The organism is Streptomyces prasinopilosus, assembly GCF_001419695.1.
GTDB classification, from domain to species: Bacteria; Actinomycetota; Actinomycetes; order Streptomycetales; family Streptomycetaceae; genus Streptomyces; species Streptomyces prasinopilosus.
In genome coordinates this window covers 1-11,732 of sequence record NZ_LIRG01000395.1, presented here as the reverse complement: position 1 = coordinate 11,732, position 11,732 = coordinate 1, and the positions used below count along the sequence as shown (strand labels likewise).

Genomic DNA, 11,732 nt, shown 5'->3' with positions numbered 1-11,732 from the left:
GCCGGTGCTCCGGGCCCCGGGGCCCGTCCGGCGGATCGGGGAGCGGGAACCGACAGCGCCTTTCCGGCGCGGGTGGGCGAGGCCGTGGGACCCCTCCCCGTTCGGGGGCCCCTCGTCCGAGCGGAACCGAGAACTTCCGAGCGGAGCCGGGAACCCGGGGAGGAGCCGGGGACCCGGGGAGTGTTCACCTACGGGACGGCGGCGCGGGACGTGCCGGACCCCGCGTCCGCGGCACGATCCGCCGGACGGGCCCCGGCGGTCCGGCCCCGGCGGTCCGGCCGCGGCCCCCGGCCGCCGCGCGGCTCACCAGCTGATGCAGCGGCACGCCCCGGGCGGGTGGGTCCTGTGGCGGCGCAGGACGCCGCGGTCCCGCACGGCCTTGCCCCGGGCGGTGCGCGGTAACTCCCGCAGGACGTGGTAGCGGTCCGGCACCGGCGCCGCGCCCAGGAAACGGCGGCACCAGGAACGCAGTTCGTCGCCCTCCAGCTCCGTGCTGCTCGCCACGTGCGCCTCGATCGGGCCGACCCCGAGGACCACCGCGTCCGTGATGTGCCGGTGGGCCCGCAGCACCGACTCGATGCGCAGCAGGTCGACCGAGGCGTCCCCGACGCCCTGGACCCTGCCGCGCAGACGCAGGGCACCGGTGAGGGGGTCACGCGTGACCAGGTCCCGGGTGGACATCCAGCCCCCGGCCCAGGGCGTGTCGTCGTACAGGTACGGAGACTCCGGGACGTGCACCTCCAGCACGCCGCCGACCACACGGGTGCGGGTGCCGGGCACCGGGACGCCGACGCCGGCCGGACCGAAGCGGCCGGTGAGGTCGGCGGCGACGATGCCCGTCTCGGTCGTGCCGTAGGCCTGGCCGACGCGCACCCCGTGGCGGCCGCGGAACACCGCGGGGATCTCGGGCGGCAGCGCGTCGCCGCTCGACGCGGCCAGCCTCAGGTGCGGGAACCGCCCGGGCTCGGCCCACGCCAGCCCCCGGAAGTGGTGCGGATTGCCCAGCACCACGTGCGCGCCGGACGCCGCCCGCACGGCCGCCGCCGCCGTGCGGGCGGTCGGCAGCACCAGGGTCGCGCCCACCGCGAGGGCGTGCAGCATCCCGCCGATCAGCCCGAAGGAACGCGAAAGCGGCTCCAGCACGGCCACCCGCTCGCCGCGGCGTGCCACGCCCTCCACGGCGGCGAGCCGGTCCAGTTCCGCCAGCAGGGACTCCGGGCTCCGGCCGATCGCCTTGGGGCGCCCGGTGGTTCCCGACGAGAACTGCACGAGACAGTGCCCGCTCGTGCCCGGTGCGCCGCCGGCGCGGCGGCGCACCAGCACCTCGCACTCGTCGACGAAGTCGTGGGGCCGCTCGCGGCCCTCGCCGAGCGACACCGAGAACTGCACCCGCTCCGGTCCGGGCGGGACGTCCCGCGGCCGCCGGCCGGGCGGTGTCTCCACCAGCACCACCTGGGCGTCCAGCGACCACAGCGCGAACAGCGTCCACAGGTACGTGAAACTGACGTTGCCCCCCAGGGCGACCGTACTGCGCGCCCGGATGCCGTAGTGCCGCAGCACACCGGCCAGCCAGGCCGTCTCGTGGCGCAGCCGACCGAACGTGACCTCGCGGTCCGCGGCACGCGCCCACACCTCGTCGTCGGCGTGGCGGCCGAGCAGTTCGGCGCCCCACCAGGACCGTTGCGTCATCGCTCCCACCGGCTCCCCCGCCGCGGCGCCGGGGCCGCGGCGAGGGCGGCCCCGGACACCTGTGGCCTACTTCTCGACACAGAACTCGCCGACCGGCCAGCCCACGTGGCGCTTGTCGGTGGCCACGTGACCCAGCAGCTGGTCACCCTTCTTCAGCTCCGTCACGTTCAGCACCGCCGCGCCGGGGCCGAGCACCCGGACGTGCCAGTCGTCCTGCACGATCAGGCTGACCTCGACGCCCTCCGGGGAGACGGCCTTGATCCCGAGCAGCGGGCGGGACTCCAGCTTGATGCGGCCCACCACGATGCGGCGGGTGCGGCCGTCGGCGCCGACGGCGAGCACCGGGCTGCCGGCCTTCAGCTCGCTGAGGTAGTTGGTGCGGTTGTCCGCCCCGAACACGTAGCTGTGCAGCGCGCCGGCGTTGATGCGGAACGGCCGGGTCGGCATGTACGGCAGCGGGTGGGTCTCGCTCACGCACAGCACGAAGCCGTGCGCGTAGGAGCCGACCAGCATGCCCTCGTCCTTCTCGAAGTGCGTGCAGGTGTCGATGCAGACCCGGTCGCCGAGCCCGAGGTGCTCGATCGACTCGACCGTGAGCGTCTGCAACTGCAGGTCCGGGGTCTTCACCCGCAGCATCTCCACGAGCGCGAAGACGTCGTTGGCGGACTGCGGGGCCACCAGGACGCCCTCGGAGCCCTTCTCCAGGACGTCGACGATGATCTGCGCCTCCTCGATGTCGGCGGCCTGGCAGATCAGCTGCCCCGGCGAGGCGTCCGCCGCGGCGATCACGATCTCCAGCGGGATCTTCGTCGGGTCCTTGAACTCCACCACGGTGAAGGGGAGTTCGCGTGCGGCTTCACAGGCGAGCTTCAGCGTGGGGTCGTCGACCACGTTCACCCAGGCGGCGGTGTCCTTCTCGCCGCCGCGGTGCCTGCTCTCCAGGACGCCGAGGCCGTCGACGTCGACGACCTCGCGCAGCACGACCAGGTCCTCCGGGGCCCCGTCGCCGACGCGCGCGCCCGGCGCGAGAACGCGCTTGACGGTGTTCGGCAGCAGGGCGAGGCGCTCCGGGTCGCTGTCGACGATGCCGTCGACCCGCGCGTGGATCGCGGCGTCGACGACCGCCTCGCGGTGTTCGGCGGGCACGGTCCGGAGGTCGATCCAGGCAAACTTCACAACACACCTGCCATCTCGGTCTGCGGCGCGGGCTCGGACGTGAGCGCGCGGCGGTGAATGATTGAGGCCAGTTCCCGGACCGCCTTCTCGGGCGACGGGCTGGTGAACACCCGCCGTCCGACGGCGAGTCCGGCACAACCCAGGTCCATGGCGGTGACCGCGAAATCGTGCAGGCTCCGGTCGGTGGAGCCGCCGCCCGCCACCACCACCGGCAGCGGCGAGGAGGCGATCACCTCTTCCATGCGCTCGGGCGGGGTCGCGAGCACCGTCTTGATGATGTCGACGCCCAGGTCCGCGGCGATGTTCACCACGTGGGCGACGAGCGTGGGGTCGGTCGGATCGGTCACGCGGGGACCACGCGGATAGATCATGGCGATGAGCGGCATGCCGAAGCGGTCGCAGGCCGCGGCCACGGCGCCGAGGTCGGCCAGTTGCTCCGACTCGGTGTCGGAGCCGATGTTGACGTGCACACTGACCGCGTCCGCGCCCAGCCGGACCGCCTCCTCCACGTCACCGACCAGCACCTTGGCGTTGACGTCGGGTCCGTGGGCGGTGCTCGCGCTCAGGTGCACCACGAGGGAGCACCGCGTGAACAGCGCCGGGGCGATCATGCGGGCCCTGCCCTTGTGGACCACGACGCCGTCGGCGCCGCCGTCCGTGATGGAGCGGACCAGATCGCCGAAACCGGCGGCCGTCGCCACGGGCCCGTCGGACACGGAGTGGTCCAGCGGCACGAACAGGAACCGGTCGTCTCCCGGCCGGGACAATCGCGCGAGGCGCACCGATTTACCGGTGAGCGGCATGCTCGACATGACACCCCTTCTCGTTCCTGGTCACAGGGTTCGGGTGGGATTCCGCTGCGGGTCCCGGGCTGAACTGTCGCAGTGGCCTCTGAAGGATCGAGCCAGGTGCCCCGGACGCACGCCGCAAGATGCGGAGTGCGGCGACGGCCGCCGGGCGCCTAGCGTCGGCGCATCCGCGTGTGATCCGCATGCGACAGTGGGAGGGGACGGCCCTGTGACGCACGGCAGACGACAGGTGAGCAGACGAGGTGTGCTCGCGGCGAGCGCCGCGATCGGCGGCGGCGTGCTGCTGCCCGCCGGACAGGCGGTGGCCCAGCCGGGGGACCTGGTGACCGTCACCCCGGGCGACGCGCGGTACCCGGACCTCGTCCGGGGCTGGAACCAGCGCTACGTCGGCCGGCCCGACGCGGTGCACGTTCCCCGCTCGACCGCCCAGGTCGCCGCCGCCGTCCGGCAGGCGGTGCGGTCCGGCAAGCGGTTCACGGTGCGCAGCGGCGGGCACTGCTGGGAGGACTTCGTCTTCAGCCCCGACGTCCGGGCGGTCATCGACATGTCGGCGATGCGGGACGTGGACTTCGACGCCTCGATGAACGCCTTCATGGTGCAGCCGGGCGCCCAGCTCCTCGACGTCTACGAGCGTCTGTACCGCACCTGGGGCGTCACCGTGCCGGCCGGCATGTGCTTCCAGGTCGGGGCGGGCGGCCACGTCAGCGGCGGCGGCTGGGGACTGCTGTGCCGCCGGCTCGGCCTGGTGGTGGACCACCTGTACGCGGTCGAGGTCGTCGTGGTGAACGCCGACGGCACCGTGCGCACCGTCGTCGCCACCCGCGAGGACAACGATCCGAACCGGGACCTGTGGTGGGCCCACACCGGCGGGGGCGGCGGCAACTTCGGCGTCGTGACCCGCTACTGGTTCCGCAGCCCCGGCGCGAGCGGCACGGACCCGGCCCGGCTGCTGCCGGCCCCGCCCCCGGAGGTCCTGGTCAGCGCCGTGTCCTGGAAGTGGTCCGACCTGGACGAGCGGTCCTTCACCCGGCTGGTCCGCAACTACGCGGACTGGCACGTGCGGCACGCCGCCCCCGACGACCCGGCGACCGCCGTGTGCAGCCTGCTCTCCCTCAACCACGTCTCGAACGGGGCCGTGGGCCTGATCACGCACGTCGACGCGAGCGTGCCCGGCGCCGCCCGGCTGCACGACGAGTTCCTCGCGGCGGTCGGCGAGGGCGTCACCGCCGCGCACGGACCGGTCACCACGCGGATGGGCGAGCTGGCCGCGATGCCGGACCTGGTCGTCCCGCGCCGCCTGCCCTGGCTGCAGGCGGCCCGCTACCTGGGCACGGCCAACCCCACCACCAACGACCCGACCCAGAAGAGCGACTTCAAGTCCGCGTACATGAAAGCGGGCTTCCCCCAGCGCCAGCTGGCCGCGCTGTACCGCCACCTGACCCGCACGGACATCGGCAACCCCACGGGCTCGGTCATGCTCAGCTCCTTCGCCGGCCAGGTCTCGGCCGTCGCCCAGGACGCCACGGCGAGCGCCCACCGCGACGCCGCGTACAAGCTCGCCTGGATGATCTGGTGGGACGACCCGGACGACGAGAAGGACTGCGTGCGCTGGCTGCGCGAGTTCTACGCCGACATGTACGCCGACACCGGCGGCGTCCCGGTCCCCGGCGCCGTCACCGACGGCTGCTACGTCAACTACCCCGACGCCGACCTCGGCTCGGCGGAGTTCAACCGCTCGGGCACGCCCTGGCACGACCTGTACTACAAGGGCAACTACCGCCGCCTGCAGCGCATCAAGCAGGCGTACGACCCCGGCAACGTCTTCCGGCACCGGCAGTCGGTGCGGCTGCCGGGCAGCTGAACCGGCACCCCCCGGGGTGCAACCCGTCGGCGCGGGCCGGTGTTCCTCCTGACGTACAGGATCCGAACGGATGCCCAGAGTGCCGCCTACTCCCGCAGGAGCCCCGATGCCGAACAGCCCAGCCGTGGACACCCAGGTCGCCGTCGTCGGCGGCGGGCCCGTCGGCATGCTGCTCGCCCGGGAACTGGCCCTGCTGGGCGTGCACGTCACCGTCCTGGAGAAGCTGCCCGCGCCGACCGGGGAGTCGAAGGCGGGGACGCTGCACGCCCGCACCGCGCAGACCCTGCACCGGCGCGGACTCCTCAAAGCCGTGCAGCCCGGCCCGCCGGCCCCGCCGGTGGGCCGCGGCCCCGTACCGTTCCACTTCTCCGGCATGTTCGACCTCGACCTGAGCCGTGTCGTCACCGAGGGCCCCGTGATGGTGGGCAGCCCGCAGGCGTGGGCGCAGGAGGTGTTCGCGGCCGAGGCCGAGCAGCTCGGCGCGCGCGTCCGGCGCGGCCGCGAACTCGTCGGCCTCGACGAGGAAGCCCACGCGGTGCGCCTGACCGTGCGCGACTCCCGGGGCGCCACGTCCACGCTGCGCGCCTCCTGGGTGGTCGGGGCCGACGGCGCGCGCAGCGCCGTGCGCAGGCTGACCGGCATCCCGTTCACCGGCACGCCCGCCCGCGTCGGCGCCCTGATCGGGGAGGTCCGGCTGCTGGACCCGGCCCGGGCGCCCCAGGGCTGGCAGCGCAACCCCCGCGGCTGGACCCTGGTGTGGCTCAACCTGTTCGGACGCAGCCGGGTGTGCACCTACGACTTCCGCGGCCCGCACCCGGACCGGCAGGCACCCGTGACGCTGGACGAGTTCCGGACGGAGGTGGAGCGGATCGCGGGCCACCCGGTGCCGATGGACTCACCGAGCTGGCTCACCCGCTTCAGCGACGCCGCGCTCCAGGCCGAGCACTACCGCGTCGGCAGGGTCCTGCTCACCGGCGACGCGGCGCACGTCCACTTCCCGGCCGGCGGCCAGGGCGTCAACCTCGGCCTCCAGGACGCCGTCAACCTGGGCTGGAAGCTCGCCGCCGAGGTGCACGGCTGGGCGCCGCCGGGACTGCTCGACACGTACGAGACCGAGCGCGCACCCGTCGCCGAGGCGGTCCTGGAGAACGTGCGCGCCCAGGTGGCCCTGATGGACCCCGACCCCCGCATGGACGCGCTGCGCACCCTGTTCGCCCGGATGATGCACTTCGACGACGTCAACCAGTACCTCGGCGGCATGATCAGCGGTGTCGACGTCCACTACGACACCGGCGGCCCCGGCGACCCGCTGGCCGGCCGCTTCGCCCCCGACGTGCCGCTGAAGACCGGCGACTCGGTCACCAGCCTCGCCGAACTGCTGCACGCGGCGGAGCCGTTGCTGCTGCTCCTGACCGACTCGGAGGACCTGCTGGAGGCCGTCGAGCCCTGGCGCTTCCGGGTGAAGGTGGTGACGGCGACGGCGGCCGGGCAGCTCGGCACGGACGCCCTGCTGGTGCGGCCCGACGGATACATCGCCTGGTCGGCCCGGGGGGACGCCGGGGACGCGGACTCCCTGACCGGGGCGCTGGGCTGCTGGTTCGGGGACCCCGCGTAGGTGCCGGGCCCGTGCGGCGGCCATGACGCCGCACGGACCCGGCACCCGGCGGGACCGCGGCTCAGGGGCGGTCCGGTCCGCGGGGGGCCAAGGCCCTCATCCCGGTGTGCTTGGCGTACCGGTGTGCTCGGCCTGCCCGGGGCGCGCGGCGGCCAGCACGTTGCGGTGGATGTCGAGGGAGGCGGGGGACTTGTTGAGCGTGATGTAGTGCAGGCCGGGAGCGCCCTCGGCGAGGAGGCGTTCGGCCATGGCGGTGGCGTGTTCGACGCCGATCCGGTGGCCCAGGGCGGCGTCGTCGCGGGCGGCCTCCAGCCGGTGGGCGAGGTCTTCGGGGAACGCCGCGTGGGACAGTTCGGCGAAGCGGCGGATCTGACGGACGTCGGTGGCCGGCATGATCTCGGGGATGATCGGGATGTCGCATCCCGCGGCCGTGACCCGGTCCCGCAGCCGCAGGTAGTCCTCGACGTCGAAGAACATCTGGGTGATCGCGTAATCGGCTCCCGCGCGGCACTTGGCGACGAAGTGCCGGATGTCGCTGTCCCAGTCCGGCGAGCGCGGGTGCATCTCGGGGAAGGCGGCGACGCCGACGGTGAAGTCGCCCAGTGAGCCGACCAGTTCGACCAGCTCGCGGGCGTGGGTGAAGCCGTCCGGGTGCGGGATCCAGGGGCCGTTCGGATCGCCGGGCGGGTCGCCGCGCAGGACCAGGACGTCGCGGATCCCCGCGTCGGCGTACTGGCCGACGATGTGGCGCAGTTCGGCCACCGAGTGCCCGACGGCGGTCAGGTGGGCGACGGGCCGCAGGGTGGTCTCGGCGGCGATGCGCCGGGTGACCTCGACGGTCCGCTCGCGCGAGGACCCGCCGGCCCCGTAGGTGACGGACACGAAGGTGGGGCACAGCGGTTCGACGCGGCGGACGGCCCGCCACAGTGCCTGTTCACCCTGAGCGGTTCTGGGCGGAAAGAACTCGAACGAGAAGGAGGGGACGCCGCTGGCCAGCGCCTCGCGCACGGTGCTCATGGTCGGTCTCCCGCAGTGAAGTGGCCGGCTTGAGGACGGTGGATCACGAGGGCGTCGGTGGACTGCCCGGGGTGCGGCCGGGACCCCTCGGACAGGCGGACGCCGAACGTTCTGGTCCCGACGCGGTGGACGCCGGCGCCGAAGTGCTCCGAGACGCCGGCGCCCAGGTGCTCCGAGGGCACCGGGCGGACGAGGGCCGGACGTGCCGGGTCCGGGATCCCGTGGCAGCCCTCGAGGCTCTCAAGGCTCTCGGAACCCCGGAGATCCCCAAGGAGCGGGCCCTGCGCCCGGAGCGGGGCGCCCGCCGGCCCGCCGGCGGTCACCCCGCGGGGGCCGGGGGCCTCTCGGGGCACGCTCACGACAGTCCTGCCAGGCGCGGCTCCATCCCGCGGGCCGCGGCGCGTCCGTAGGCGCGTTCGACGCGGTCGACGAGATCCGCGGCGAGCAGCTTGTACTCCTGGGTCCCAACCGTCTCCAGGACGACCGACGCCAGCGCGCAGCCGAGCCGGGCCGCGCGCTCGTCGGGCCAGTCCCAGCTCAGACCGGCGAGGAAACCGGAACGGAACGCGTCCCCCACCCCGGTCGGATCGGCGATCTCCGCGGTGGGGACGGCGGGCACGTCGAGCCGGGGGTGCCCGCACCGGGCCAGGGACACGCCGTCCGCGCCGCGTGTGGTGATCCACGTGCCGACGCGGTGCAGGATGTCCCGTTCGCTCCAGCCGGTGCGCTCCCGCAGCAGGGCGGACTCGTACTCGTTGGTGAACAGCAGGTGCGCGCCGTCCACCAGACGACGTGCCTGGGCGTCGTCCAGGCGGGCCAGCTGCTGCGAGGGATCGGCGGCGAGGCGGATGCCGGAGCGCCGGGCGACCTCGGTGTGGCGCAGCATCGCCTCGGGGGCGTCGGCGCCGACGTGCACCAGGTCGAATCCGCCGCAGCGGGCCGCCACCGCGGCGAGGTCGATCTTCGCCGCGTCGGCCATGGCGCCGGCGTAGAAGGTGGCCATCTGGTTCTGCACCTCGTCCGTCGTGCACACGAACCGGGCGGTGTGCAGTGTCTCGCTGATCCGGACGGATTCCGTGATCACCCCGGCGGCGCGCAGCCAGGCGTCGTACTCGGCGAAGTCGAGCCCCGCGGCGCCGATCAGGCGCGGTGCCAGTCCCAGCCGCGCGAGTCCGAAGGCGATGTTGGCGCCGACACCGCCGCGGCGCACGTCGAGACGGTCGGCGAGGAAGGAAAGGGACACCTGTTCCAGTCGGTCGGCGATCAGTTGGTCGGTGAACCGACCGGGGAAGGACATCAGGTGGTCGGTGGCTATCGAGCCGGTCACGGCGATTCGCACGACGGTCTCTCTCCTTGAACCCGGGGTCGAAGGGTGCGGCCCACCGCCCGGCGGGCGGGGTCGCGCGGAACACCGGGACCGGGCCCGGCAGCGCGGGACCGCCCCGGGACGCAAGCCTGCCCCGCGCCGCTGAAGCACCGATCGAGGTCCGCTCGCCGCGGCCCCCGGGCGGCCCCGTCCCGCGGGCCGCGAGGTGGACGTCCGGATACCGCTGGTACGGCCGCCCGGGATGGTGCACAGTGCCCTGGTGGGCACACGACGGTTCGACGGCACGGACTCCGCGCCGGCTCCCGGGTACACGCTGACCGGCGTCGACGGGAAGCCGTACCGCAGTGACACGGCCGGCCGGTTCGGCGGCTACCGGCGCGGACGGATCTACGGACGGCTGGACTGCCCGTCCGCCCTGCGGCACATCGCCCGCGGGAACTACGTGCGCCACCGGGTGTTCTTCGCGGACGAGGCCACCGCCGTCGCGGCGGGGTACCGGCCGTGCTCGGTCTGTCTTCCCCACCGCCACCGGGCGTGGCGGGAGGGGGAGGCGTCATGAGCGAGCCCTCTCCCCGGCTGGCCCCGGCCGCGCTCTCCGACTACGCGCCCTGGCCCGCCGCCCGTCCGCACACCGACCGCGAACTCGCGCGCCTGCCGGCGTTGCTGGAGGCCTGCGGCTTCCGCGGCGGCAGCGTCGCGCTGGGGCACGGCCGGGACGCCGCGTCGCGGGACGCCGCCGCGGCGTTCGCCGACGCCTGGCGGGGGAGCGGCGGACGCATCGCCGCAGTCGTCGACTGGCCGGAGGACGCCGCTTCCTGGCTGCGTCAGGCTCGCCGGCTCACCCGTCCCGAGCCGGACGCCTGGGTGGTGGCCGCGGCGCCGGCCGGCTGGGTCCAGATGAGCCGCCGGCTCCGGCACAGCACCGACTGGGACCCGCGCCGCACCTTCGGCTTCGCGTCCACGGGGGACTCGCGCGCGGTGACCGCCGCGGGCCCGGGGGTACTGGACGGGATGCGCGGCGTGACGGGGGACGGCCGGGTGTGGACCGTCCGCCGGGGCTGGGTCGTGGAGTCCGACGGCGCGTGACCGTCACCCGCTGCCGCCGCCCGCCACCGGCCACCGCCCCCGCGCCGCACGGGAGCACCGCCCGCGGCACGGACCGAGGGCTGCCCGCCCGCCGGCCTCCGCGGGCGTGCGGGGGGTGAGGCCCGGGTGCCGGGACCGGCGGCCGCGGTGCCCGTTCGCCCCGGCCGGTCCCGGGCGGGAAGGACCCGGACGGGAACGCCGGAGACGTGTCCGTCGGCGCGTGCCTCCCGGCCTGCCCGCACCGTCCCCCGGAGGTCATGACACCCGTGCGAGCCGCGGCTCGAGGGTGCGGGCCGGATCGGTGCCGTACGTCTGCTCGACGCGGGTGATCAGGTCCGGCGGGCTGAGCCGGTACTCCTGGGTGCCGACGGACTCCAGCACGGTGGTGGCCAGGGCGCAGCCGAGCCGGGCCGCCTGCTCCTGCGGCCAGCCCCACGACGTACCGGCGAGGAACCCGGACCGGAAGGCGTCTCCCGCGCCCGTGGGATCGGAGACCTTCTCCGTGGGTACGGCGGGGACCCGTAGCGTGGGGGCCCCCGAGCCGGCCAGCGCCACTCCGGCCTCGCCCAGCGTGGTGATCCAGGTGCCGATCCGCCCCAGCACCTGGTCCTCCGTCCATCCGGTGCGTTCCAGGAGCAGGGCCGCCTCGTACTCGTTGGTGAACAACCACCTCGCCCCGTCCACGAGCCGACGGACCTGGTCGCGGTCCAGGCGGGCGAGCTGCTGGGAGGGGTCGGCGGCGACGGGGATGCCGAGCCGGTGGGCCGTGGCGGTGTGCCGCAGCATGGCGGCGGGATCGTCGGCGCCGACCAGGAGGAGCGCGGGCGTGCCGGTACGAGCGGCGATCGCGGCCAGGTCGATCCGGGGGGCCTCGGCCATGGCGCCGGCGTAGAAGGTGGCGATCTGGTTCAGGTCCTCGTCGGTGGTGCACACGAAGCGGGCGGTGTGCAGATGCTCGCTGACCCGGACCCCGGACGTGTCGACGCCGTTCGCCCGCAGCCAGGTGCCGTACTCGGCGAAGTCGACTCCCGCCGCGCCGACCAGGATCGGGTCGAGACCGAGCAGGCCGAGGCCGAAGGCGATGTTGGCGCCGACGCCTCCTCTGCGCACCTGGAGCCGGTCGGCGAGGAAGGAGAGGGAGACCCGCTCCAG

The 11,732-nt window shown here is 74.4% G+C and carries 10 protein-coding genes; 4 read left to right on the top strand and 6 right to left on the bottom strand.

Annotation, left to right across the window (positions count from 1 at the left end; genetic code table 11):
- Positions 1–303 precede the first annotated feature (303 nt).
- The 3 genes from AOK18_RS17390 to AOK18_RS17380 form a co-directional block, all read right to left on the bottom strand.
- Positions 304–1,689: a class I adenylate-forming enzyme family protein gene (locus AOK18_RS17390; RefSeq protein WP_055574594.1), complete on the bottom strand. Its 1,386-nt coding sequence runs from the start codon at positions 1,687–1,689 to the stop codon at positions 304–306.
- A 66-nt stretch (positions 1,690–1,755) separates the two neighbouring features.
- On the bottom strand, positions 1,756–2,865 hold the full coding sequence (locus AOK18_RS17385) for a 3-dehydroquinate synthase II family protein (protein WP_055694974.1): 1,110 nt from the start codon (positions 2,863–2,865) through the stop codon (positions 1,756–1,758).
- On the bottom strand, positions 2,862–3,668 hold the full coding sequence (locus AOK18_RS17380; RefSeq protein ID WP_079039969.1) for a 2-amino-3,7-dideoxy-D-threo-hept-6-ulosonate synthase: 807 nt from the start codon (positions 3,666–3,668) through the stop codon (positions 2,862–2,864). Before AOK18_RS17380 ends, AOK18_RS17385 begins: the two co-directional genes overlap by 4 nt.
- Before the next feature lie 235 nt (positions 3,669–3,903).
- Here AOK18_RS17380 and AOK18_RS17375 point away from each other — a divergent pair, with 235 nt between their 5' ends.
- Both AOK18_RS17375 and AOK18_RS17370 read left to right on the top strand, forming a co-directional pair.
- Positions 3,904–5,535, top strand: coding sequence for an FAD-binding oxidoreductase (locus AOK18_RS17375; RefSeq protein WP_240503215.1), 1,632 nt, complete (start codon positions 3,904–3,906; stop codon positions 5,533–5,535).
- Positions 5,536–5,641: 106 nt separating this feature from the next.
- Positions 5,642–7,150 carry an FAD-dependent monooxygenase gene (locus AOK18_RS17370; protein WP_055694972.1) on the top strand — a complete coding sequence of 503 codons (1,509 nt, stop codon included), beginning with the start codon at positions 5,642–5,644 and terminating at the stop codon, positions 7,148–7,150.
- Between the two features lie 96 nt (positions 7,151–7,246).
- On the opposite strand, the gene metF is transcribed toward AOK18_RS17370, so the two are convergent.
- Together metF and AOK18_RS17355 are read right to left on the bottom strand one after the other, a co-directional pair.
- Complete coding sequence (gene metF, locus AOK18_RS17365; protein ID WP_055694971.1) at positions 7,247–8,167, bottom strand: methylenetetrahydrofolate reductase [NAD(P)H]; 921 nt, start codon at positions 8,165–8,167, stop codon at positions 7,247–7,249.
- Positions 8,168–8,522: 355 nt separating this feature from the next.
- The gene (locus tag AOK18_RS17355) at positions 8,523–9,506 is read right to left on the bottom strand and encodes a carbohydrate kinase family protein (protein ID WP_055572784.1); all 984 of its coding nucleotides are present in this window, start codon (positions 9,504–9,506) and stop codon (positions 8,523–8,525) included.
- A 247-nt stretch (positions 9,507–9,753) separates the two neighbouring features.
- Here AOK18_RS17355 and AOK18_RS17350 point away from each other — a divergent pair, with 247 nt between their 5' ends.
- Positions 9,754–10,053 carry an Ada metal-binding domain-containing protein gene (locus AOK18_RS17350; RefSeq protein WP_055572788.1) on the top strand — a complete coding sequence of 100 codons (300 nt, stop codon included), beginning with the start codon at positions 9,754–9,756 and terminating at the stop codon, positions 10,051–10,053.
- Entirely contained in the window at positions 10,050–10,580 is a 531-nt protein-coding gene (locus tag AOK18_RS17345; protein ID WP_055694969.1) for a type 1 periplasmic-binding domain-containing protein, read from the top strand. Before AOK18_RS17350 ends, AOK18_RS17345 begins: the two co-directional genes overlap by 4 nt.
- 255 nt (positions 10,581–10,835) lie before the next feature.
- Here AOK18_RS17345 and AOK18_RS17340 read toward each other — a convergent pair.
- A partial coding sequence (locus tag AOK18_RS17340; RefSeq protein WP_055694968.1) for a carbohydrate kinase family protein occupies positions 10,836–11,732 on the bottom strand: 897 nt, incomplete at its 5' end.